The organism is Vibrio thalassae (assembly GCF_900089835.1).
In the GTDB taxonomy this organism is placed as follows: domain Bacteria; phylum Pseudomonadota; class Gammaproteobacteria; order Enterobacterales; family Vibrionaceae; genus Vibrio; species Vibrio thalassae.
Genome location: NZ_OANU01000093.1, coordinates 39,803 through 62,851 on the forward strand (window position 1 = coordinate 39,803; position 23,049 = coordinate 62,851).

The following is a 23,049-nucleotide window of genomic DNA, read 5'->3' on the forward strand; positions in this document are numbered from 1 at the left end:
ACTGAAGCTTGATCCATCTAATCGTTTGCGTTTTATCGATAAAAATGAAAACTTCATTGCAAGTTCATACAAATCAGTAAATAATACCACCCCGTTTACACGGGTTTCTATCGGAGGCACAATGCTTTACCGTCTTGCCAGAACTGGCTTTTTCCAACTTGATGCCGAAAAGGCTCATGATCTCGCTATGCAAAACTTCAAACGTTTCACCGGCACTCCTCTTGATTTAGCATATCGACAACAACTTCCAAACCGTCCTGTTGAATGTATGGGGCTAACCTTTAAGAATCCAGTTGGTTTAGCTGCTGGTTTGGATAAAAATGGCGAATGTATCGAAGCATTTGGTGCAATGGGCTTCGGTTTTGTCGAAGTAGGGACAGTGACACCACGTCCTCAACCAGGCAACGACAAACCACGCCTTTTCCGTTTAATAGAGGCAGAAGGCATCATTAACCGCATGGGTTTCAACAATTTAGGTGTTGATAATCTCGTTGAGAATGTAAAGAAAGCGAAATTTGACGGTATTCTTGGTATCAACATTGGTAAGAACAAAGATACTCCGATTGAAAAGGGCGCCGAAGACTACATTATCTGTATGGAAAAGGTCTACGAGCATGCAGGTTATATCGCAGTCAACATTTCTTCTCCTAATACTCCTGGGCTTCGCAGTCTGCAATATGGTGAAGCACTTGATGAATTGCTATCCGAGCTAAAAGCGAAACAAGCAGAACTTGCAGAAAAACATAACAAATACGTACCTTTAGCATTAAAGATCGCGCCAGATCTTAGTGATGACGAAATTGGTCAAATTTGCGATTCGTTGATCAAAAATAAGATAGACGGTGTTATCGCAACGAACACGACGCTAGATCGCAGCATCGTCGAAGGTATGAAACACGCCAATGAAGCTGGGGGCTTAAGTGGTCGTCCAGTTCAATCGCGCAGTACAGAGGTTGTTCGTCTTCTTGCTAACAATCTGCAAGGCAAGTTACCTATCATAGGTGTTGGTGGAATCGATTCTTATGTTTCAGCAAAAGAAAAACTGATGGCAGGGGCAACGCTGGTACAAGTATATTCAGGATTTATCTATCACGGTCCAAAACTAGTTAAAGACATTGTGAAAAACCTATAATCACTGAAAAGTTACTGGGTTAAATACAAGAGAAGGGGAAATTGTTTTCCCCTTTTTTTTTACGTAATCGTTTGTAGAATTATATTCAACTGACAAAAAAGGTAATTAAGCGTTTTACCTAACAGTCTGATTATTCTTTAATTATAAGAGACGGAACGATGCTTAAACCCAGCGATACATGGATCTGGTATATGGATGAGAACGAGGGTTCTCTGATGCTGGATTTGGGAGATGAGATGGTTTTTAAAACCAATCTTTCCCCAAAGCTCCTTGTCGACTGCGCGATGGGTCAGAACAACTTTACCGTAGATGACGCATCCGCGTTCCAAACCTTTAGAGACCAAATAAGCATTCTAGGACTATCAGAGCCTAGACAAGCAGAGCTCACGCTATATTGTGTTGCCGCTAAGCGCTTTCATAAGCCCGTTCAGCCAAAGAGTTGGTTCTTCGACCATCAAAATGGCAACTATCAACCGCAAGAAGGCGATCTCGTCCGATTGGTGAATCAACACTCGGAAGGTTTCTTTATCGTCTTAGAGGTAGGTGAGAGCGCGAGCTTATGTGCTTTAGTTGACCTGGAGTCTTTCAGTTTGACGCCATGCAAAGGGGTGCAATTTGGTCAGAGTATCAAAGTCATGCACGATAGAATGGCCTGTGCACATCAATTTATGAGAATTAATCAACCCATTGCTCTTGTTGGTTAAGAGCCTCATAGGGTAATTAGAGCGCAAAATGCGTCAAAAGAAAAAGCAGTGGCAGCTTTTAGTAGTACACAACTATTCCTAAACATGTTCCTCGTAGAAATTTGTCGGCCCCAGTGGCCGATTTTTTTTGCTCATCTTTAGGGGAATGTAGTCCTAGTTTTACACCCATCCCCAACATCTTTCCTCAAAATACTATATCTCTGCGTTATTAAAGGACATTTCACATATTTTTTTCATCTAATTAGTGACTATTTTTAGGCCCTAAATGAGGTGTTTTGCCCTGATTAATTCCTCCTTTACCTAAAAATGTAAGTAAATTACACGCAAGACTGTCGTCTGGTATATACCAAATTCACAGTAAATAAGTATTCACTTTCGCCAGGTGGCAATAAAACACTAACTGTTAATTAGTAGGTTCTAATTCAATGAGTTGATGAGTTGATGAGTTTCATTCGGTCAAAGGTTGTTCGAATGAACCGATAAGTTGAGGGTTGGAGTAGGTTTATTTAGTGAGAAGGCGGTTTGTCAGGTATAATCAACACCATTTTTCACAGTCAGATGAACACTATGAACCAATATCTTGCCGTTACTTCGAATGGACTCGAAAACCTACTTGCTCAAGAACTCGAGCAGCTGGGATTGACTTCTGTAAAGCCCATACAAGCGGGAGTGAAGTTTAAAGCGTCGAATGAGCAGATCTACCGTGCTTGTTTATGGAGCCGATATGCTTCTCGCTTTGTCAAAGTACTTTCGGAGTTCACTTGCCAAGATGATATGGACCTATATCTGGCTGCTTCGTCAATTAACTGGGTCAATCACTTCCATAGCTCAAAGAAATTCATTGTCGATTTCAATGGTACCAACCGAGAGATTCGCAATAGCCAATATGGCGCAATGAAAGTCAAAGATGCGGTAGTAGATTGCTTTAACAAGAAAAATCTTCCTCGTCCGAACATCAGTAAAGACAGTGCGGATGTAAGAGTGCATGTCCGTCTACACAGAGACAAGGCACTGATCGGCCTTGATATGGTTGGTTCTGGTTTACATCAACGTGGTTATAGAACAGAAGCAGGTCGCGCTCCATTAAGAGAAACGTTGGCTGCCGCTATTGTGGCTCGTAGTGGCTGGACACAAGGTCAAAATATGCTGGATCCTATGTGTGGTTCTGGCACGTTGCTAATTGAAGCTGCAATGTTAGCAGCGAATATGGCACCAGGCGTCAAGCGTAAGTCTTGGTGTTTTGAATCACTTGAAGACTTCGAACCAGAGGTGTGGGCGGAGGTTAAATCAGAAGCGAATGTTCAAGCACGTCGTGGTGTCAAAAAAACTGACAGCAGGTTTTGGGGCTTCGATAATGACCCTAGAGTTCTGAAAACGGCTAAAGAAAATGCAAAACGCGCGGGTGTGGAAGAGTTAATTACTTTCGAGCTTGGCGATGCAAGTCAGGTTACTAAGCCTGCAGAGTTTGGTCATGGTGTTGTGGTGTGTAACCCTCCATATGGCGAACGTCTAGGTACTGAGCCTGGACTGATTGCGCTGTACACGGAGTTCGGTAATCAACTGAAAACCGAGTTTGGTGGCTGCCAAGCATCTATTTTCTCTAGCTCAGACGATTTACTAAGTTGTCTTCGTATGCGAGCAGAGAAGCAATTCAAACTAAATAATGGTGCATTACAGTGTCACCAGAAGAATTATTCAATCTCTCAACGTTCTGAAGATGAGCTGGTGGGTAATAAAGACGCGCAGGTCGTTGCTCCAGACTTCTCTAACCGTCTTAAAAAGAACATTGGAAAGATAGGCAAGTGGGCCAAGAAAGAAGGCCTAGATTGCTATCGTATCTATGATGCAGATCTCCCAGATTACAATGTTGCTGTTGATGTATATCAGGACTATTTGGTTATTCAAGAGTATGCGGCGCCGAAAAGCATTCCTGAAGAAACAGCAAAGCGCCGTTTAACGGATGTGATTCGTGCCAGTATAAAAGTCACCGGCGTTGATACGAATAACGTCGTGCTAAAAGTACGTGAAAAGAAAAAAGGGACGTCGCAATATAATAAGTTGGCGACAAAGTCATCGAAACTTCATGTCAACGAGTATGGTGTACAACTTATCGTTAACCTATACGATTATTTAGACACCGGCCTGTTCCTTGACCACAAGATCACTCGTCGTAAGCTGGGTGAAATGGCAGGCAATAAAGATTTCTTGAACCTTTTTGCTTACACAGGCTCTGCTACCGTTCACGCTGCATTGGGAGGCGCTAAGTCAACCACCACGGTAGATATGTCCAATACTTATTTAGAGTGGGCAAAAGAGAACATGAAGCTTAATGGTCAAGTTGGCCGTCAGCATCAGTACATTCAGGCAGATTGCTTACAGTGGTTGGAGAAAGCGACGAGTAGTTACGATCTTATCTTTATCGATCCTCCAACGTTCTCAAACTCAAAGCGAATGGAACAGTCTTTTGATGTTCAGCGTGACCACGTCACGTTAATGAGTAACTTAAAACGATTGTTGCGTGAGCATGGCACGATTGTATTCTCAAACAATAAACGTCATTTCAAGATGGATATGAAAGCGTTAGAAGAGCTGGGCTTGAAAGCAGAGAATATTTCGGAGAAAACACTACCACTCGATTTCGCTCGCAATAAGCATATTCATAACTGCTGGCTTATCACTCACCAGAAGTAAAAGGATTATGGAAAAGGAACTTATTCTATACAGTACTGAAGGATGCCATCTCTGTGAGATGGCATTGGAACTCATCTCTATCATTGGATTAACTGAGCAGTTACAAGTTGTTGATATTGCTTTCGATGATGCGCTTTTTGGTCGTTACGGCGTCACAATACCGGTCATCAAAAGTGAAGAATCTGAAATTAACTGGCCTTTTGATCTCTCTCAACTGAAACAATGGTTAACAGCTAATGGCATTACTTACCATTCATAATGGACAACTAGCATTTGGTGACCATCCATTGCTAGACAAATCCGATTTTGCACTTCAAGAAAATGAACGTGTATGTTTGGTTGGCCGCAACGGTGCGGGCAAATCAACGTTAATGAAAGTCCTAGCAGGTGAAATCGTCATGGACGATGGCAAGCTGCAGATTACACAAGATGTCGTCGTATCACGACTTGAACAAGACCCACCTCGTGACCAGGCTGGAACGGTTGCGGATTACGTTGCTGAGGGGCTAGCCGAAGTCGGCGAATTGCTAAAAACCTACCATACGCAACTGGATTTGGTCGCACAAGATCCGTCTGAGCGAAATATTAACCGTTTAGCACAAACGCAAGAAAGCTTGGAAGTGGCAGGTGCATGGCGCTTTGAGGATCGTATTAAAAATATTCTTGGGGCGTTAAAGCTGGATGGCAATACACTACTTACGGATTTGTCTGGTGGATGGCAGCGTAAAGCCGCGTTAGCTCGTGCACTGGTTTGTGATCCTGACGTTTTGTTGCTTGATGAGCCTACCAACCACCTAGATGTGACAACGATTGAGTGGTTAGAGACCTTCTTAAAAGATTTCCGTGGTTCTATTATATTTATTTCTCACGACCGAGCATTTATACGTTCGATGGCAACTCGAATTGTTGACCTTGACCGTGGTCAACTGGTGTCTTATCCGGGGAACTATGAAACCTATCTAGTCGAGAAAGAGGAGGCTCTGCGTGTAGAAGAAATGCAGAATGCTGAATTCGACAAGAAACTAGCACAAGAAGAAGTGTGGATTCGTCAGGGGATTAAAGCGAGAAGAACGCGCAATGAAGGTCGAGTCCGTGCATTAAAGAAACTGCGCGAAGAGCGTAAAGACCGTCGAGAAGTACAAGGTAAAGTAAACCTTAAACTGGATGATAGTGCACGCAGCGGAAAAATTGTTTTTGAAGCAAGCGATCTTAATTATGACATTGAAGGAAAAACGATTGTTAAGAACTTTTCCTTCAACATTCAACGTGGCGACAGAATCGCTCTGATCGGACCTAATGGCTGTGGTAAGAGTACCTTGATCAAGCTACTTCTTGATGAACTACAACCAACATCTGGAAAACTAAAATGTGGCACTAAGCTAGAAGTTGCCTATTTTGACCAATATCGAGAAGCGCTAGACCCAGAAAAGACGGTGATTGATAACTTGGCTGACGGTAAACAAGAAGTGATGGTCGGTGGTCGTGAACGACATGCACTGAGTTATCTTCAAGATTTCTTGTTCGCACCTAAACGAGCGAGAACACCGGTGAAAGCGTTATCTGGCGGCGAGAAAAACCGTTTGTTGCTCGCTCGTATCTTTCTGAAATCGAATAATCTGTTAGTGCTCGATGAACCAACCAACGACTTGGACATTGAAACTTTAGAATTGCTCGAAGAATTGTTAGCGAATTACCAAGGCACACTGCTATTAGTGAGCCATGACCGTCAATTTGTTGATAATACTGTGACTACGAGCTGGATTTTTGAGGGCGAAGGGGTTATCGAAGAGTTTGTTGGTGGTTATCATGATGCCCAGCAGCAGCGAATGCAGGTCATTGAAGCCAGAAAAGCTTACGAACCTGCAAAAGAGACCAAAAAGCAAGCAGTTGAACCTGAAAAGAAAGCAACTTCTGTGAACTCTAAACCTAAAAAGCTGTCGTATAAGCTGCAAAGGGAGTTAGAGGCACTACCTGCGTTACTTGAGCAGTTAGAGCAAGAATTAGAACAGTTACAGGAAGTCGTGAATAGCCCAGAGTTTTTCACCAAACCTGTCACTGACACTCAACCAATTTTAGATAGTTTATCTGCTAAAGAGCAGGAACTGGAAATTGCCTTCGAGCGATGGGAAGAGCTAGAAGCAATGCAACAGGAAAGTTAGTTTTCATGAGTCGTATTAATTTTAAAATTTCATTAATTGCAGCCGGTGTAATGGCTGCAACGTCAAGTCAGGCAGCGTTATATAAAGTTGTCGAGATTGGTCCTGCGGGCGGTTATGAAGTCGGCCTTGCCAATGGGGTTGATGTTACCGAGTTTTATGGCTCCGCTATCGATAAAACAAAACAAACTAATAATGATAAAGGCTGTTTTGGCGAAGACTGCTCTGGTCAAACAACGGTAACGTTTGGAGACTCGAGAGCGGGATCGGAAGGGCATTCATATCGACAAGAAGTCCCCTTCAATTATGACACTAGCTTCTACTACACTGACAGGTCACGCAACAGAGATTACTGTCGTAACGAGTTAGGCTATCAGACTTGTGATGGTTGGGCTGATAAATTGTGGTATAGCTACAGCGATCATGGTGGACTTGCCCGTGTACGTGACGCTTGGTTATCCAATGCGTATCGCTCAAATGCTCAATCATTTAAAGACGGTACGCTTTTTGCCTTAGGGCAGCCACTTTCAAATGACTATTCTCCGAGGGGATTTAGCTACTCAGGTACGTCAAGTGATGTGGTTGTAAATGGTGTTGATAGCAACGGTGTTGCCATTGGTAACACAAGTAGTGGTTATTATGACAACGGGACAAGCAGTGCTTTGATTTATCGCCATCGTGGATTTTGGGGCAATGGTGATACTCCTTCAGTATTACTGCCAGTCCAAGATGGAAATATTACTCAAAAAATGGGTCGAACCATGGCGTTTGATTCTTTTGAATATGGCGGTAAAACTTACGTAACGGGCAGTGCCGCTGTTGCACCATTCGATTATAATGATTCAAACAAAAACTATCGTGGCTCTGTTGCAAACTGTATTAATGATTCTGCGATAAACGCTGATCCAGCAGCCTACGCAGATTGCCAAAACTTTGCGTTTGCTACCAAAGCTTCTGTATGGGACGTAACAAATGCAGACCCTGCTACAGGCTCTGAAATTCCACCCGCTGCTTTATACAGTTGGCAAAATACCTCAGATAACAATATCGATAAAAAAGCCAGCCAAGGCAGTATTCGTGGAGCTGTGATTTCTAAGGCGACTGCCTACAATGACGAGCCAGTGATGGTTGGCTTTAATACCACCAAAGATGGCAGCAATTTGTTTATGCAGGCAACGGTGTTCACTCCTAAGGCGTCGTTTACTGTCGAAGACCCTGCAACTTGGGATTCTCGAGTGATTTCACGTGCCACAGTAAAAAGTGGTGATGACTTTGTTTACAGTAACTCAATGGCCACCGATATTAACAAAAATCTCGTGCTAATTGGTGCCGCCAAACGTCGTGGTGATAAGCGTGAAAACGGTGCTGCGCCAAACCGTATGTTTCTGACTTCAATTGATTCGAATGGTGATGTTAGTTCTGCACAATTCTTTGATGAGCTCAATGGCAATAGTGGAATATTCTTCCGTGGTGTCGGTGGCGAACCGGGAGCAATTAACAATTTTAACGAGATTGTTGGTGCCGTCGATGCAGAACAGTCCACAGAATATTATGGCAAGAAACGTCGTCAGCGTGGGTTTATTTATCCTTACGAAGTCGTCGATGCTAACAACGTAGATATGGTCGCGAGACGAGCGGTGTTCCAAGATAGACCTTGGTTGTTAGATGACCTAACTAATGGTGGCAATGAATCAGCTAACAACAACCAATTCCGAATCGTCGATGCTGCTGATATCAACGATGATGGTGTTATCGTCGCAACTGCACTTAAATGTGAAGGCGGTTATGATACGACTGGTCACAACTCCTATTGTGGTAATGGTCAAAAACGTGAGAAAGTGGTGGCAGTTAAGTTGATCCCGATCGCAAATGCAACATCTGCTGACATCGTCACTCGTCCGGTAGAGACGGCACCTGTTGAACGCAAAGGCGGAAGTCTTGGGTGGATGGTGATGATTTTTCTAGGTTTCTTAGGATTACACCGTAACAAATAGTCACAAGTGACAAAAATCCCAGGTTCATACTTTTGAATCTGGGATTTTTTATGCCTTGTGATCGGCTTAATAATGAGCAATTATTAAGGAGGAGTCATAAAAGCTCCACAAATCTTTAATGGTAGAAAATCATGAAACTGGTTTTGTATAATGAGGACCGTACTATGAAGAGACAAAAACGTGACCGCCTAGAGCGAGCTCAATCACAGGGTTATAAAGCTGGATTGAATGGGCGATCGATGGAAACCTGTCCCTATCAACAAATGGATGCTAAGTCTTATTGGCTAGGCGGTTGGCGTGATGCCCGAGATGACAAACATTCAGGACTCTTCAAGTAGTCGGGAGCAAAGTTGAAGTATTTTTTAAGGCCTCAGTTGAGGTCTTTTTTGTGTCTAGCGAGCCTAATGCACTATAACTAATTATGTTTAACCAAAATAAACGACTCCTGAGAGCCGTTTAATGACAACAACTGTTTAGAAAGTAGAGGTATCTTTAAATAGACCTACTTTAAGATCTTTTGCGGCATAAATCTCTTTACCATCGACCAGAACACGGCCATCTGCTATGCCCATAACGAGTTTACGATTCACAACGCGTTTCATGTGCAGTTCGTACGTTACTTTTTTAGCAGTAGGGAGGATTTGGCCTGTGAACTTCAACTCACCAACACCAAGTGCACGACCTTTACCTTCGCCACCAATCCAGCCAAGGTAGAAACCAACAAGTTGCCACATGGCGTCTAAACCAAGGCAGCCTGGCATCACAGGGTCGCCAATAAAGTGACAATCAAAGAACCATAAGTCAGGGGTGATATCTAATTCTGCAACAATTAAACCTTTACCAAAGTCTCCCTCGGTTTCCGACATTTTAGTTACACGATCCATCATCAGCATGTTTGGTGCTGGTAACTGAGGGTAGCCCTCGCCAAAAAGTTCACCACGGCTAGAGGCTAGAAGATCTTCACGACTATAAGATTCACGTCTGTTTTGCATTATTAAATTACTCCAAATTTTGGTATGAGCATCTTAGTGAACAGGTGTACGCTAGACAAGTCCGACCACGACTAGACAAACCAGTTTTTTATCCTTTCTAACAATGTTTCCGGTAGTTCAAGTTTCTCAAAATTTTCAATACGTTCTGCGATTTTACCGATCACGCTGTCTTCATCTTCGCTCTTAAATGGTTTATTGAGAAGCAACGGTATCACTTCATCAACATGTGTCGCAGACCAGATATGGAATTCACCATTTTTAATACTTTCTACCAACTCTGTGCTGAGCGCGAGATGCTGAATATTGGTTTTTGGTAGAACCACGCCTTGCTTGCCAGTAAAGCCCTGATGTTTACATACGCTATAAAAGCCTTCGACTTTTTCATTCAGACCGCCTACTGCCTGAACTCGACCAAATTGATCGACCGCACCGGTTACCGCTATTTGTTGATTAATTGGGTAACCGGAGAGAGCGCTAACAAGAGAACAGAGTTCAGCCAATGAAGCACTGTCTCCGTCAACTTCACAATAAGACTGTTCGAAGACAATCGACGCGGAGTAAGGAAGTGGGGCATCTAGGTCAAGTTCGGAAGACACAAAGGCTTGCATTATCATCATGCCTTTGGCGTGAATGTTGCCGCCAAGTTCTACTTTGCGTTCTACATCAGATACATCACCATCTCCAAAGTGAACAACACAAGATATCCGTGCTGGCTCGCCATAAGAGACAGGGTGCCCAGGGATATCGATAACGGTCAGTCCGTTTACTTGACCAACTTGTTCTCCTTGGGTTTCAATCACGACTTGCCCTTCGAGAATATCATCAATTGCTCGTTCAGGAAGATAAGCCTCGCGACTTCTCTTAGCACAAATCGCAGCTTCAATATGATCTGACATTATAACCGTATCATGACTAAACGATGATGCTTCACCAAGGAGTGCTAAATGCCAATCAATTGATAACGGTAGGTACTGTTTATCCTCCGTTTCTCTTGCGCCTGCTTGAAGTAATCTTAAGTAAGCGCTGCTATCAAGATCATATGTCGGAAGGTGTTCTTTAAGTAGCCCGTTTACAAAACCAAAATAGGTAGATATGTTTTTTTCTGAAACCTTTAAATCACTTTCGATTTCTGTGTATTGCATGAAACCAGAGCGAAAGTCATTATCAGCATAATCAAACTCAGCGAGCTGATCGCGGTCGCCGAGAATAATCAACTTAAAATTGGATTGAAATTGAGGTGGGTGCAAAACCCGTGAATCCTGATCGATGGCCATGCTGTCTAGTGATGCACCTAATAGTAGGGCTTTAATATTTCCCCATGTATTTAAAGAACTTAGCGCAGCCTGTGTCGATGTAACTAAGATACCACCATCGGCTTGAGAAATAAGTCCGGCTTTAGTTTGTGCGCTATTGTTTTGTTTAGTGTACTGATCAAAGAGCAAAGAGGCGCTGGTGTCTTTCGTTACGACAACGTGTTGCCCCAATGCATGGAGCGAGTCAGCAATCAATTGGCGGTACCTAAGGCTATCCCCATCTTTAACGACCAATACTTTAGATTGGCACGCGTCAGAGATAAAAAACTTAAGTGCAGCTTGGAGGCGTGGCTGCAATTCGAGTAACGACGAAGGTGTAATATTCGAAGCTTGTTCAATCGTGCTTTGGTAGTTGTGGTACTGAGGACAAACGTCTTGCCAAGGGACTAGATTCATTAAGATACTACTAATTTTAAATTTGCATGGAGTATACAACGAATCCAGTCGTAACGTTAGTGATAGAGCTAGGTTAATCGGGAGCAGATTCTCAGATTTGATGTTCTTTTATTGAGTTGTTAACTGAGTTGGGTTACGCTGTAACTGTAAACAGAGTAGGGACGCAAACCAATGAAATACCAACAGCTTGAAAACCTAGAATGTGGTTGGAAGTGGCAGTATTTATCTAAAAAATGGCGTGAAGGTGAGAACATCACTCGCTATATTGATACCAGTGAAGTCGATCAAGCCGTAGCGGCTTTTAAATCGCTAGAACACGAACCTACTCTGGTTCTTGATTGGATTGATGAGCACATGTCTGCTGAGCTCGATAATAAACTCAAGCAGGCTATTCGCGCTAAGCGCAAGCGTCATTATAATGCTGAGCAAGTTCATACCAAGAAAAAATCTATCGACCTCGATTATCGGGTTTGGGAAAAACTGTCTTATCGCGCTAATGAACTCGGTTGTACTCTGTCTGAGGCAATTGAATACTTATTAAGTGAAGCGTCGCGCAGCGAAAAAGCGTCTAAGACAGTAAGCAGTTTAAAAGAAGATTTAAGTAAACTGCTGTCTGACTAACGGGCAAAGGGAGGGGTTTTGATGCTTTATGTTGTTCTAATTGGCGCACTCGTTATATTTTGGCTGGTTGCTGTTGATCGACCGGTGCTAACTGTCAAATTTAGTAATGGCGAACTTGGCGAGATCAAAGGTCATATTCCACCGTCATTTCGTCATAACTTAAAAGACATTGTTGAGAGAGATAAAGCAACAGGGGTCTTAAAGGTGTATCAAACACGCTCGGGCATGAAGCTAAAGTTTAGTAGTACGGTTGCTAAATCATGTCAGCAACACATTCGAAACGTGTTCCCGCATCAAGGATTTAAAGCTAAAGGTAATAGGAAATCTCGTTAGGGCTGGATTGGTTTCACATAATCATTAGTAAGGCGCTTAGATAGCGCCTTTTACATTGGCTCTAATGCACTATAACTAATAAGCTAACTCAAATTAATAAACCTAGCTCATCCATTAGCCGCAATTTCACGCTCATCCCAAATTTTCATTAAGGTCCTACGTGATTCGCAATCTAACATTTGAATCCGGCGACAGGTCCAATTCTCCGCAATATAATCCGCCATCTCAAGCGAGATAGGGTTGTTATCCGTTAAATAAGTTTCTAACGCTGCTTCTGCCTCTAATAAAGATAAACCTTCAATATCCCATTTTTGAATCCGTGTGTAGCTAGTAGTAAACCACTCAATAGGTAAAGACATAGAATATTCCTTTTTCTAATCATTGTTCTGGTTGTTGAAATTAGAATTAAACATCTAACTCAGTTTGTAAAGAGAATATCTTAGAAAAACACAATAAAAATTTTCAAAAACCTAAAATGATAATCATATTCTATTTGTATGCGCTAGATTATATTTGGTGGTCATAAATTTAGTTATTAATTTCATTGACATATTTATCGGATAAATGGTGATGATTTTTCTTTTGGTTCATTCTGCTCCAGTATGATTGAGGGAGCGTGTTCTACGATAGTTTCTAGAACGAATTGCTTCTGTAGCATCATTTAATTCAATGATTTGTTAGCAGTATGCATTTATATTTTTGTTTGGTTCGTCATTATGGTGAAGTCAAAAATATCGCAATGTAATTACTATCTAAACCTGATTCAGCAATATAATAGGATAGGGAAGAGAGATTGTTATCTTCTACATTGGCGTTTAAATTTATATATCAATTAAATGTTCCCCTTATACTTAGTCAGGAAAAATGTAGCACCGACAAAAAATCATTTTATTGATGGTTAAACATCAAGTCATTTCCATAAATGATAACTCACAGTTGATCATAATAAGTAAGGATACGGGTGGCAAATTCAAACTTTCTTTAAGGTGCGTTAATCAAATTCGCGTGTTTGTGGCATTTAGTACTGGAGTGCCTTAAAGCAACATTTACTAATGATTGCTTAGCGCATTTTGGTCACAGTAAACACCAATCGCAAGACGAACAATCCATTCAGACAAGCGAACACATAAGTAACGAGACTGACAGGCGTTAAACGGTGTTTAGAAACGCAGAACCAATGTCTGTTGTTGGTTATCCAATAATGAAAGGTTTTTAGATACCAAGAGTTTATCTGGTCAAATGCTTAAAGGACTGCTTGGACAACAACATCAACAATACATAATCGCTTTCAAGAACGAGAGTAAGAACTTGAAGCGATAAATGCCTTCGTCAATGGATTGTGTCCACATTGGTTAAAGCCTCAAACGAAAGCAACGTGGCATACCTTAAACGATATAGCACTTTAAGTTTGGATATTACCATATGAGACTCATAGTATTTAGTGCGCATTATGTATATTATGTTAAATTATGTATGCGTAAGCTTTAAATCTTAGCCTTAACGCTGCTCTACCACTTTGTTTTTACTCATATTTAACCATAAACGATATTTACCATAAAATACCTAATAAACACATAAACTTAATCTGACGATTACGATTATGTGTTTATTACGATATTGCGCAAGTTCCATTTCCTAGTTCGCCGTGTCGTCACTTTACGTCCGGTTTGACTGCTAAAATCGGTGTACCGCCAATATTACCTCACTCTGATAATAGGAAATTATCAAACTCTCAATTACCTCCGTGGTAATTGTCGTTAATACTACATAGCAACTTACTACCAATGTTTAAAAGCAAGTTGCTTTTGTGACACTGTAATGCTTCCGCCTTCATCGAGCGTATATCCTCTATGGCGCCAAAGACTGGTACGTTGACTCACCCCTTAAATATCAGATAGCAACTCAGTTTGATTAAAGATCACGTTAGCATAAGGCGTGTTACCAAAAATTCACCGACTTTATAGTCACGGAGTAACTGGTTCGATATGACGATGAAAGTTTTCGTTGGAGGTTTGGGTATGACGGTATGAGCGTTATACCCATGGTTAAGTACTTTCGTCCCCTAACTAAAATGATCAATGCAATGGAGGCCTAAAATTTAACGAACGATATCCACTCTAACTGCATTCTCTTCGCCATTAGAGATAACAAATGTAACGGGCAATTCATCCCTACTCAGCCTCATCGGCGAGGTTACTATTAACTCTGAACCGTCACTTTTTAGGCTTTTGATCGTTAAATCTTCTGGTTTTGTGACCGTGAGCGTGTTTGTTGAATTTTGATACAGAAATTGGACATTTTTGTCTTGATATTTAACCTCACATGGTTGCAAAAATTGGCAAACAAGGTGACTAGACTCCTTATGAATAATGGTTCTATATGTAAATGCTGCAATTAGCACCATCATCATGATGATAATTTGAACAAGTCTACCTTTTGTTAACTTCTGTGCTGGCATATTTACGTGTTCTCCGTGTAACAAACTTCAAAGTTTTGAAATAAATGGTCAAAAACCCAACCAAGCATAAGGTTACTACCCTGTTTTTGATTTGTTAATTGAAGTATTATTGTGAGCTGAAAATGCTACTTTTTGTTAAATCCCGAAAGCAGAGTAACGTTTTGATTAGGCGTTAGTTCTTCTAAAGGGTTGGGTAGCATTACGACATGTGTCGTGTTGGAAGTAAAGTGTAGTTAATTAGAAAATTGGAAGCATGTTAATGAGCCAAGAAAAGCAGCTTGAACAAGTCTACAACTATACCGTCGTACGCCAGTTCACATTAGTGACCATTCTTTGGGGTATTGTTGGTATGGCAGTAGGTGTTTTGATTGCCGCTCAATTAGTTTGGCCACAGCTCAACTTTGATACGCCGTGGTTGACGTACAGTCGTTTACGTCCTTTGCATACTAATGCGGTAATCTTTGCGTTTGGTACCAGTGCTCTGTTTGCAACGTCTTATTATGTTGTGCAGCGTACGTGTCAAACGAGATTATTTGGGGGCCCTCTTGTCGCATTCACCTTTTGGGGATGGCAAGCAATTATTTTAGCCGCTGCAATTACTTTACCGTTGGGTTTCACCTCTGGTAAAGAATATGCAGAATTAGAATGGCCAATCGATATCGCTATTGCAGTGGTATGGGTATCTTACGCGATTGTGTTCTTTGGAACACTTATCAAGCGAAAGACATCGCATATCTATGTAGCGAACTGGTTCTTTGGAGCGTTCATCATTACCGTCGCGGTACTTCATATCGTGAACAGTATGGCAATTCCTGTATCCATGGGTAAATCTTACTCTGTATACTCTGGTGCCGTCGATGCGATGGTTCAATGGTGGTATGGTCACAACGCGGTAGGTTTCCTTCTTACGGCCGGTTTCTTAGGTATGATGTACTACTTCGTACCAAAGCAAGCTGAACGTCCTGTTTACTCTTACCGTCTATCGATCGTTCACTTCTGGGCGCTTGTTTCTCTGTATATCTGGGCTGGTCCTCACCACCTACACTATACCGCTTTACCTGACTGGACACAGTCTTTAGGTATGGTCATGTCTTTGGTGCTATTTGCTCCATCTTGGGGTGGTATGATCAACGGTATCATGACGCTGTCTGGTGCTTGGCATAAGCTGCGTTACGACCCAATTCTTCGTTTCTTGATCGTTTCCCTATCGTTCTACGGTATGTCAACGTTTGAAGGCCCGATGATGTCTATTAAGACAGTTAACGCGTTGTCTCACTACACAGATTGGACTATCGGTCACGTACACTCTGGTGCTTTAGGTTGGGTTGCAATGGTATCTATCGGTTCGGTATACCACCTAATCCCTCGCCTATTCGGCCAAGAACGCATGTACTCTGTCGGTCTTATTAATGCTCACTTCTGGTTAGCGACTATTGGTACGGTACTATACATCGTAGCAATGTGGATCTCCGGCGTAATGCAAGGCCTGATGTGGCGTGCAGTTAACTCAGACGGTACACTGACGTACAGCTTTGTAGAATCTGTGCAAGCGTCTTATCCGTTTTATACCGTTCGTTTTATCGGTGGTTTCATCTTCCTAGCAGGTATGTTCCTAATGGCATACAACGCTTACAAGACAATCACTGCTACGTCAGGTAGCTTGAAAGCTATCCCTCAGCCGGCTTAAGGAGATTAAAAATGAGCTCAAACTCTAACAATCGCCACGAAGTCGTTGAACGTAATGTGGGCTTACTGGCTATCCTAATCGTATTCGCAATCAGCTTGGGCGCGCTTGTGGAAATCACCCCGTTGATTTTCCAAAAGCAAACGACTGAACCTGTGAAAAACTTACGTGCGTACAGTGCACTAGAAATGGAAGGTCGCGATGTCTACATTCGTGAAGGTTGTAACGTTTGTCACAGCCAAATGATTCGCCCATTCCGTTCAGAAACTGAACGTTACGGTCACTACTCTGTTGCTGGTGAAAGTGTTTGGGAGCACCCGTTCTTGTGGGGTTCTAAACGTACTGGTCCAGATCTCGCTCGTGTTGGTGGACGTTACTCTGATGAGTGGCATCGTGTTCACCTGATTGATCCTCGTGAATTGGTTCCTGAATCAAACATGCCAGGCTTCCCTTGGCTAGAGGAAAACGTACTGGATGGTAAGTTAACGCAGAAGAAACTTGAAATCTTCCGCAATCAATTTGGTGTTCCATACACGGACGAGCAAATCGCAAATGCATCTAAAGACGTAGAAGGTAAAACAGAGATGGACGCCATCATTGCTTATCTTCAATCTTTAGGCCATGCGATGAAATAAGGAGGGGCTTATGGATATCGGTACTATTCACAGTATTTGGACCATAGTTTTGTTCGCGAGCTTTATCGGTGTCGTGTGGTGGGCTTTCGGTAAAAGTCGCAAATCACGATTCGAAGAAGATGCCAATTTGGTCTTCGCAGACGAACAAAAACCTACCTCCGAAGAAAAAGGAGTGACTAAGTAATGACTACATTCTGGAGTCTATGGATTATTGTCATCACTGTCGGCACGTTAGTTGGTTGCGCAGCTATCCTCTATTGGTGTGTTAGCGACAAAATGGGTGTTGAAGAAGGCGAAGATATGGGACACGAATACGACGGTATTCGTGAACTTAACAACCCACTGCCTAAGTGGTGGACATATTTGTTCGTCGGTACATTTGTGTTTGCAGCGATCTACCTTGCCTTATACCCAGGACTAGGTAGCTACAAAGGTCTTCTTGGCTGGCAAAGCTCGGATCAAACCGTACGCTCGGTCGAAGAATCAAAAGCATCCATTGCCGCAGCACAAAGTAACAAGTCTCTTGTTCAGTACGCTAAAGAACTCGATGACGCCGATACATACTTTGGTGAAGCATTTAACCGCCTAGCAAAATCGTCGGATGGTGCATTGCGCCCTATCCCAGAAATTGCGGCAGACAGCGAAGCAATTAAAGTAGGCCAACGTCTATTCCTACAGAACTGCTCTCAATGTCACGGTTCTGATGCACGCGGCCAAACTGGCTTCCCTAACCTAACAGACGACGCGTGGCTATATGGCGGTGAACCACAAGCTATCGTAACCACTGTTATGCAAGGTCGTATCGGTCAAATGCCAGCATGGAAAGAAGCGCTTGGTGAAGACGGAGTTCGTGAAGTCGTTAGCTACACGCTTAGCCTATCGGGTCGTAAAGTGAACGCTCGTGAAGCAGAAGCAGGTAAAGCTCGCTTTGTCGTTTGCGCAGCATGTCACGGTACAGACGGTAAAGGCAACCCTGCTGTCGGTGCCCCTGACCTGACTGACCAAGTTTGGCTATTTGGCGACTCTCGTGCCGCTGTAACTGAGACGGTAATGAACGGTCGTTCTGGTGTAATGCCAGCATGGAAGGACATTCTTGGCGAAGAAAAAGTACAGCTGGTTTCAGCGTACGTTTGGAGTCTAAGCAATTCCGACAAATAAGTAACATTTCAATAACAGCCCCTTGTAAGGGGCTGTCTTTTCTAGATAAATTATAATTTCTTTCTTAGTTAGTTGTTGAGAACTTTTTATGGTAAAGCCTTGGTATAAACAATTTTGGCCGTGGTTCCTAATCTCGTTGCCACTTATCGTTGTGATAGCAACGGTCTATAGGATCTCCCTGTTAATGGATAACAAAGTTAACCTCGTGGCCGAGGACTACTATAAAAAAGGCAAAGGGATTAATGTCGATCTCACTAAAATCAATGTTGCTAAAGAGTTAGAGCTTAACGCTTCAGTCTCTTCAGCCGGAAACACAATCCTTATTACTCTGCAGAAAGGTCAACTACCGCACTTCCCAGCATTAACGGCTACTTTTACTCACCGAACGCTTCCTGATAGAGACTTTGAAAAGCTGCTAACGGCGGATGCAAAGGGCACATACCGCTTGACTTTAGATCATGATGTACAGGGACCGTGGTTCATTGAATTACAACCACATGACAAAGCATGGATGGTGCAAGGTCGCGTGACCTTCCCTACCGAAACTGACGTAATATTGCTAGATTAAAATTATGTGTAAGACGTGTTATCACTGCGGTGAAGATGTACCAGCCAACACGAACTTCAGCGTAGATATTTTAGGGGAACAGCGGGACATGTGTTGTCCAGGCTGTGAAAGCGTGGCTCAAACCATCGTGGATAGTGGTTTAGTCTCCTATTATCAATATCGAACAGCACCAGCTGAAAAAGCCGATTTGGTTCCTGAGCAATTACGCTCGCTCATCCATTATGACAACGAAGATGTACAAGCAGAGTTTGTTCGCAATAGTGAAGACGCCAAAGAAGTGACATTGTCACTTGATGGAATATCCTGTGCTGCATGTGCTTGGTTAATAGAAAAGCGCATGACAAACGAGCCGGGCGTGCTTTCCATTCGCGTCAATACAACCACTAATCGGGCGCTGCTTAAATGGGATACGCGTAAAACGCAGCTTAGCCAACTTCTCGCGTCTATTCACTCATTGGGCTATAAAGCAGCACCATTTGAGGCAGATAAACAAGAGGCAACGTACCACGCTACGATGAAGCAGTATCTATATCGATTGGGTATTGCTGGCCTAGCCACTATGCAAGTTATGATGCTTGCAGTAGCGTTGTATCTAGAGGTGTTTGGCGACTTAGAGCCGGAATTTAAAAACTATTTCCGGTGGGTCAGCTTAATATTTGCGACGCCTGTTCTTCTCTACTCCGCCCTACCTTTTTATATCAATGCTTGGAGAAGTATTAAGGGTCGAACGCTAGGGATGGATGTCCCCGTCTCTATCGCTCTCATTCTTGCTTACGTGGCCAGTTTAGTTGCTACCGTGGCCGAAAAAGGTGAAGTGTTCTTTGAATCGATCTCCATGTTCACCTTCTTCTTGCTCGTTGGGCGGTACCTAGAAATGCGAGCTCGTCGTAAGGCCGCCGCTGCAAGCGGTAATCTGCTTAAGCTTGTCCCGGCGATAGCCAATAAGTTAGATGGTAACCAAGTACCAGTAAAATCGCTGCAAATCGGTGACCAGATTAAAGTACTGCCCGGTGAACATATTCCAGCAGATGGGGTCGTTCTCAGTGGTCGTATTCATATCGATGAATCTATGTTGACTGGTGAATCTCTGCCTGTGGTCAAAAACAAAGACGACTTTGTGTATGCAGGCACGCTAAATGGCGATGAAGCGTTCGACTTAGAAGTGCGCTCGAGTAAAGCTGACTCAATGATCTCAAGCATTGTGAGGTTACAAGATGAAGCGCAGCTAACTAAGCCCAAGATAGCTGAAATAGCCGATATCGTTGCACGCTACTTTGTGGCGATTATATTAATTATCGCTGCAGGAACATGGTTCTATTGGCATCAGACGAAGCCAGACGACGCATTTTGGATCATGCTGTCTGTTCTTGTTGCAACCTGCCCTTGTGCACTTTCATTGGCGACTCCTACAGCGATTACTTGCTCAAGCTCAAGAATGGGTACGCTCGGAATTTTATCCCGTCGAGGGCATGTCTTTGAGACCCTATGTAAGGTAAATCATCTTGTTGTCGATAAAACAGGAACGTTAACACACGGCGACATCGAAATTGCTAAGACCAATTTGTTTGGTGAGTTATCAGAGCAGCAAGCGTTGGAGTTAGCAGCCTCTCTTGAAAGTCATGCTAACCATCCTATTGCTCGAGCGTTTAAACCATACTTAAACCTTGAACTCGCGGTGAGCAGTGTAGAAAACGTTATAGGTTCGGGGCTTGCGGGGTATTTCGGTGATTCCTTAGTTAAAATTGGTAATGCTTCTTTTGTACTTGGGAAAACCGATCATGCTCGTAACAGCGTATACATGTCTATCAATGGTAACCATGTCGCGACATTTATCTACCGAGATCCGATTCGCAAAGAAGCTGCTGAATTTATTGATAAGATGCGTGCGGCCGGTGTTAAAACCACATTGCTAACTGGCGATACGATGGCAAATGCTGAAGTAGTCGCAAAAGAAGTAGGCATCGATGATGTCGTCGCCAGTGCTTCACCAAGTGACAAGCTAGACTACCTTAAGTCGCTGGGTAGTAACGATATCTCTATGATGATCGGCGATGGTATCAATGATGCACCTACTCTGGCAGGCGCTCACCTGTCAATTGCTATGGGTGGCGGTACAGACGTTGCCAAAGCTTCGGCAGATTTAGTGTTACTAGGAGACCGACTTGATAAAATCCTGACTGCTCGAGAGTTAGCGATAAGAACGAGAAAGATTATTAGAGAGAACCTAGCTTGGTCTTTAGGGTATAATCTTCTCATCCTGCCTCTCGCGGTTGCTGGCCTTGTCGCGCCTTATATCGCAGTCGTAGGAATGTCAGCGAGTTCTATCATCGTTGTTTCAAACTCGCTGCGCTTGCTCAAAGAAGAAGGTAAGTAACATGGAAAGCATCTATATATTGATCCCAATTGCCATAGTCTTAGTGTGTGTCGCAGTTGGGATCTTCTTATGGGCGGTAAAGAGTGAGCAGTTTGAAGACCTTGAAAGACAAGGACATAACATACTGTTTGACGAAGATGTCGAATCGCCAAAAGACCAAAATAAGGACTCAAAAGAGTGACTTTGGATCTGATAGGAGCGTTCACCATTGGCCTTTTAGGTGCGGGACATTGTATGGGCATGTGTGGCGGTATTGCTTCTCTTCTTTCTATCGGCCAATCGAATAAAACCTCTACTGCTCTTATCGTAAATTATAATTTGGGTCGTTTGATCAGTTACGCGTTGATCGGTAGTGTTGTAGGTGGAACGATTGCAGGGATCGCATCACTTTCTCAGTTTAATCATGCACTTGCCATTTTACGCATTATCGCGGCGTGTTTTATGATTCTTCTCGCCTTTTATGTAGGTAGATGGTGGAACGGTTTACTCATCGTTGAAAAACTGGGTCAGGCGTTATGGAAACGAATTTCACCTTTCGCGAATCAATTACTTCCTTTAAGGCATAGCAGTTATGCCATACCCTTTGGTTTTCTTTGGGGTTGGCTGCCCTGCGGACTCGTTTACTCGACCCTAACTTGGGCGGCGGTCTCTGGCAGCGCTCTAGGGGGCGCCGCTACAATGCTAGCTTTTGGACTCGGTACACTACCGGCAATGCTTCTTGTTGGCACCAGTGCAACAAAATTAAAAAACCTGCAAAATTCGCTCACATTCCGTAATATCGCAGCGATTTCGATACTTGTGTACGGTCTGTATACAGGTTGTGAATCGGTGATGATTTTTAACGCAAACTAGTAGATGATTGTTTTATCATTGATTTTTTAGCTACCCTTAAGGGGTAATGAATGCTAAAATCTTGATGTACATCAAATAGTGAAAGGTTGTTATGATTTCTGAAAAACCTGTAGCAAAACGTATTCAGTCCGGTGGCTGTGCCATCCATTGTCAAGATTGTAGTATTAGTCAGCTGTGTATCCCCTTTACGTTAAATGAGTCTGAGCTCGATCAGCTCGATCAAATCATTGAACGTAAAAAGCCTATTCAAAAAGGCCAAGAACTTTTTAAAGCGGGTGATGAACTGAAGTCTCTTTATGCGATTCGCTCCGGTACAATCAAAAGCTACACCATTACTGAGCAAGGTGACGAGCAGATTACGGCATTCCATCTTGCAGGCGATCTTGTAGGTTTTGACGCAATTACGGATGACGAGCACCCTAGCTTCGCTCAAGCTCTCGAAACATCGATGGTCTGTGAAATTCCTTACGAAATCCTAGATGACTTGTCTGGAAAGATGCCTAAGCTTCGTCAGCAAATCATGCGTTTAATGTCGAATGAGATTAAAGGCGATCAGGAGATGATCTTGCTGCTTTCTAAAAAGAATGCTGAAGAACGTCTAGCCGCTTTCCTTTACAATTTGTCGACACGTTTTTCTCAACGTGGTTTTAGTCCAAGAGAATTCCGTTTAACCATGACTCGTGGTGACATTGGTAACTATCTTGGTTTGACGGTTGAAACGATCAGTCGCCTGTTAGGTCGTTTCCAAAAATCCGAAGTATTAAGTGTTAAAGGTAAATACATTACTATTATTGACCATGATGCTTTAATGGAAATGGCAGGCGTCTCAAAAGAGTAAACTGGCTTTTCATCAGTGCTCTACAACCTTTCAAAAAAGTGGCTCTATGATGAGCCACTTCAAATTTCTACTTACCTATTCTCCGATTTTTCTAAAAAGATTCATAGATTTGCGCTAAAGTTACCTTAGGTTATAGCCCAAATAGGTAGG

Annotated in this window: 22 protein-coding genes; 18 read left to right on the plus strand and 4 right to left on the minus strand. The window is 42.8% G+C overall.

Going from position 1 to position 23,049, the window contains the following annotated elements; genetic code table 11:
* The first annotated feature begins 121 nt into the window (after positions 1-121).
* The 7 genes from pyrD (at position 122) to rmf (ending at position 9,015) form a co-directional block, all read left to right on the plus strand.
* Positions 122-1,132 carry a quinone-dependent dihydroorotate dehydrogenase gene (gene pyrD / locus VTH8203_RS18820; protein ID WP_096995048.1) on the plus strand — a complete coding sequence of 337 codons (1,011 nt, stop codon included), beginning with the start codon at positions 122-124 and terminating at the stop codon, positions 1,130-1,132.
* Between the two features lie 158 nt (positions 1,133-1,290).
* The gene (locus VTH8203_RS18825; RefSeq protein ID WP_096995018.1) at positions 1,291-1,836 is read left to right on the plus strand and encodes a cell division protein ZapC; all 546 of its coding nucleotides are present in this window, start codon (positions 1,291-1,293) and stop codon (positions 1,834-1,836) included.
* Positions 1,837-2,403: 567 nt separating this feature from the next.
* Positions 2,404-4,527: a bifunctional 23S rRNA (guanine(2069)-N(7))-methyltransferase RlmK/23S rRNA (guanine(2445)-N(2))-methyltransferase RlmL gene (gene rlmKL / locus VTH8203_RS18830; protein ID WP_096995019.1), complete on the plus strand. Its 2,124-nt coding sequence runs from the start codon at positions 2,404-2,406 to the stop codon at positions 4,525-4,527.
* A 7-nt stretch (positions 4,528-4,534) separates the two neighbouring features.
* On the plus strand, positions 4,535-4,786 hold the full coding sequence (locus tag VTH8203_RS18835; protein ID WP_096995020.1) for a glutaredoxin family protein: 252 nt from the start codon (positions 4,535-4,537) through the stop codon (positions 4,784-4,786).
* On the plus strand, positions 4,764-6,686 hold the full coding sequence (locus VTH8203_RS18840; protein WP_096995021.1) for an ABC transporter ATP-binding protein: 1,923 nt from the start codon (positions 4,764-4,766) through the stop codon (positions 6,684-6,686). The genes VTH8203_RS18835 and VTH8203_RS18840 overlap by 23 nt, the downstream gene beginning before the upstream one ends.
* Positions 6,687-6,691: 5 nt before the next feature.
* Positions 6,692-8,677 carry a DUF3466 family protein gene (locus VTH8203_RS18845; RefSeq protein ID WP_158296190.1) on the plus strand — a complete coding sequence of 662 codons (1,986 nt, stop codon included), beginning with the start codon at positions 6,692-6,694 and terminating at the stop codon, positions 8,675-8,677.
* Positions 8,678-8,841: 164 nt separating this feature from the next.
* Entirely contained in the window at positions 8,842-9,015 is a 174-nt protein-coding gene (gene rmf / locus VTH8203_RS18850; RefSeq protein WP_006075701.1) for a ribosome modulation factor, read from the plus strand.
* Between the two features lie 135 nt (positions 9,016-9,150).
* Here the strand turns inward: rmf and fabA are convergent, their stop codons facing one another.
* Together fabA and VTH8203_RS18860 are read right to left on the minus strand one after the other, a co-directional pair.
* A complete protein-coding gene (fabA, locus tag VTH8203_RS18855; protein WP_096995023.1) occupies positions 9,151-9,669 on the minus strand; it encodes a bifunctional 3-hydroxydecanoyl-ACP dehydratase/trans-2-decenoyl-ACP isomerase in 519 nt (172 codons plus the stop codon).
* A 71-nt stretch (positions 9,670-9,740) separates the two neighbouring features.
* Positions 9,741-11,378: a S16 family serine protease gene (locus VTH8203_RS18860; protein WP_096995024.1), complete on the minus strand. Its 1,638-nt coding sequence runs from the start codon at positions 11,376-11,378 to the stop codon at positions 9,741-9,743.
* Between the two features lie 171 nt (positions 11,379-11,549).
* On the opposite strand from VTH8203_RS18860, the gene matP reads away from it, so the two are divergent.
* Positions 11,550-11,999 carry a macrodomain Ter protein MatP gene (gene matP / locus VTH8203_RS18865; RefSeq protein ID WP_096995025.1) on the plus strand — a complete coding sequence of 150 codons (450 nt, stop codon included), beginning with the start codon at positions 11,550-11,552 and terminating at the stop codon, positions 11,997-11,999.
* Positions 12,000-12,020: 21 nt separating this feature from the next.
* Positions 12,021-12,332, plus strand: a complete 312-nt coding sequence (locus VTH8203_RS18870) for a DUF3634 family protein (protein ID WP_096995026.1) — start codon at positions 12,021-12,023, stop codon at positions 12,330-12,332.
* Positions 12,333-12,439: 107 nt separating this feature from the next.
* Here VTH8203_RS18870 and VTH8203_RS18875 read toward each other — a convergent pair whose 3' ends face one another.
* Both VTH8203_RS18875 and VTH8203_RS18880 read right to left on the minus strand, forming a co-directional pair.
* Positions 12,440-12,691, minus strand: a complete 252-nt coding sequence (locus tag VTH8203_RS18875) for a hypothetical protein (RefSeq protein ID WP_096995027.1) — start codon at positions 12,689-12,691, stop codon at positions 12,440-12,442.
* A gap of 1,739 nt (positions 12,692-14,430) precedes the next feature.
* The gene (locus VTH8203_RS18880; protein ID WP_096995028.1) at positions 14,431-14,790 is read right to left on the minus strand and encodes a hypothetical protein; all 360 of its coding nucleotides are present in this window, start codon (positions 14,788-14,790) and stop codon (positions 14,431-14,433) included.
* Positions 14,791-15,049: 259 nt separating this feature from the next.
* Here VTH8203_RS18880 and ccoN point away from each other — a divergent pair, with 259 nt between their 5' ends.
* From ccoN to fnr, 9 genes are all read left to right on the plus strand, one after another.
* Positions 15,050-16,477: a cytochrome-c oxidase, cbb3-type subunit I gene (ccoN, locus tag VTH8203_RS18885; protein WP_167385846.1), complete on the plus strand. Its 1,428-nt coding sequence runs from the start codon at positions 15,050-15,052 to the stop codon at positions 16,475-16,477.
* Positions 16,478-16,488: 11 nt separating this feature from the next.
* The gene (gene ccoO / locus VTH8203_RS18890) at positions 16,489-17,109 is read left to right on the plus strand and encodes a cytochrome-c oxidase, cbb3-type subunit II (RefSeq protein WP_096995030.1); all 621 of its coding nucleotides are present in this window, start codon (positions 16,489-16,491) and stop codon (positions 17,107-17,109) included.
* Positions 17,110-17,119: 10 nt separating this feature from the next.
* Complete coding sequence (locus tag VTH8203_RS18895; protein ID WP_006074494.1) at positions 17,120-17,293, plus strand: cbb3-type cytochrome oxidase subunit 3; 174 nt, start codon at positions 17,120-17,122, stop codon at positions 17,291-17,293.
* Entirely contained in the window at positions 17,293-18,267 is a 975-nt protein-coding gene (gene ccoP / locus VTH8203_RS18900) for a cytochrome-c oxidase, cbb3-type subunit III (RefSeq protein WP_096995031.1), read from the plus strand. Before VTH8203_RS18895 ends, ccoP begins: the two co-directional genes overlap by 1 nt.
* Before the next feature lie 88 nt (positions 18,268-18,355).
* Entirely contained in the window at positions 18,356-18,835 is a 480-nt protein-coding gene (locus VTH8203_RS18905; RefSeq protein WP_096995032.1) for a FixH family protein, read from the plus strand.
* Positions 18,836-18,839: 4 nt separating this feature from the next.
* The gene (locus VTH8203_RS18910) at positions 18,840-21,209 is read left to right on the plus strand and encodes a heavy metal translocating P-type ATPase (protein ID WP_096995033.1); all 2,370 of its coding nucleotides are present in this window, start codon (positions 18,840-18,842) and stop codon (positions 21,207-21,209) included.
* A gap of 1 nt (position 21,210) precedes the next feature.
* A complete protein-coding gene (gene ccoS / locus VTH8203_RS18915; protein ID WP_096995034.1) occupies positions 21,211-21,390 on the plus strand; it encodes a cbb3-type cytochrome oxidase assembly protein CcoS in 180 nt (59 codons plus the stop codon).
* Entirely contained in the window at positions 21,387-22,061 is a 675-nt protein-coding gene (locus VTH8203_RS18920) for a sulfite exporter TauE/SafE family protein (protein WP_096995035.1), read from the plus strand. Before ccoS ends, VTH8203_RS18920 begins: the two co-directional genes overlap by 4 nt.
* A gap of 91 nt (positions 22,062-22,152) precedes the next feature.
* On the plus strand, positions 22,153-22,899 hold the full coding sequence (gene fnr / locus VTH8203_RS18925; RefSeq protein WP_096995036.1) for a fumarate/nitrate reduction transcriptional regulator Fnr: 747 nt from the start codon (positions 22,153-22,155) through the stop codon (positions 22,897-22,899).
* Positions 22,900-23,049: the final 150 nt, after the last annotated feature.

Coding starts and splice junctions, on each gene's coding strand:
- pyrD (WP_096995048.1), top strand. CDS start 122: ATGCTTTACCGTCTTGCCAGAACTGGCTTTTTCCAACTTGATGCCGAA.
- VTH8203_RS18825 (WP_096995018.1), top strand. CDS start 1,291: ATGCTTAAACCCAGCGATACATGGATCTGGTATATGGATGAGAACGAG.
- rlmKL (WP_096995019.1), top strand. CDS start 2,404: ATGAACCAATATCTTGCCGTTACTTCGAATGGACTCGAAAACCTACTT.
- VTH8203_RS18835 (WP_096995020.1), top strand. CDS start 4,535: ATGGAAAAGGAACTTATTCTATACAGTACTGAAGGATGCCATCTCTGT.
- VTH8203_RS18840 (WP_096995021.1), top strand. CDS start 4,764: ATGGCATTACTTACCATTCATAATGGACAACTAGCATTTGGTGACCAT.
- VTH8203_RS18845 (WP_158296190.1), top strand. CDS start 6,692: ATGAGTCGTATTAATTTTAAAATTTCATTAATTGCAGCCGGTGTAATG.
- rmf (WP_006075701.1), top strand. CDS start 8,842: ATGAAGAGACAAAAACGTGACCGCCTAGAGCGAGCTCAATCACAGGGT.
- fabA (WP_096995023.1), bottom strand. CDS start 9,669: ATGCAAAACAGACGTGAATCTTATAGTCGTGAAGATCTTCTAGCCTCT.
- VTH8203_RS18860 (WP_096995024.1), bottom strand. CDS start 11,378: ATGAATCTAGTCCCTTGGCAAGACGTTTGTCCTCAGTACCACAACTAC.
- matP (WP_096995025.1), top strand. CDS start 11,550: ATGAAATACCAACAGCTTGAAAACCTAGAATGTGGTTGGAAGTGGCAG.
- VTH8203_RS18870 (WP_096995026.1), top strand. CDS start 12,021: ATGCTTTATGTTGTTCTAATTGGCGCACTCGTTATATTTTGGCTGGTT.
- VTH8203_RS18875 (WP_096995027.1), bottom strand. CDS start 12,691: ATGTCTTTACCTATTGAGTGGTTTACTACTAGCTACACACGGATTCAA.
- VTH8203_RS18880 (WP_096995028.1), bottom strand. CDS start 14,790: ATGCCAGCACAGAAGTTAACAAAAGGTAGACTTGTTCAAATTATCATC.
- ccoN (WP_167385846.1), top strand. CDS start 15,050: ATGAGCCAAGAAAAGCAGCTTGAACAAGTCTACAACTATACCGTCGTA.
- ccoO (WP_096995030.1), top strand. CDS start 16,489: ATGAGCTCAAACTCTAACAATCGCCACGAAGTCGTTGAACGTAATGTG.
- VTH8203_RS18895 (WP_006074494.1), top strand. CDS start 17,120: ATGGATATCGGTACTATTCACAGTATTTGGACCATAGTTTTGTTCGCG.
- ccoP (WP_096995031.1), top strand. CDS start 17,293: ATGACTACATTCTGGAGTCTATGGATTATTGTCATCACTGTCGGCACG.
- VTH8203_RS18905 (WP_096995032.1), top strand. CDS start 18,356: ATGGTAAAGCCTTGGTATAAACAATTTTGGCCGTGGTTCCTAATCTCG.
- VTH8203_RS18910 (WP_096995033.1), top strand. CDS start 18,840: ATGTGTAAGACGTGTTATCACTGCGGTGAAGATGTACCAGCCAACACG.
- ccoS (WP_096995034.1), top strand. CDS start 21,211: ATGGAAAGCATCTATATATTGATCCCAATTGCCATAGTCTTAGTGTGT.
- fnr (WP_096995036.1), top strand. CDS start 22,153: ATGATTTCTGAAAAACCTGTAGCAAAACGTATTCAGTCCGGTGGCTGT.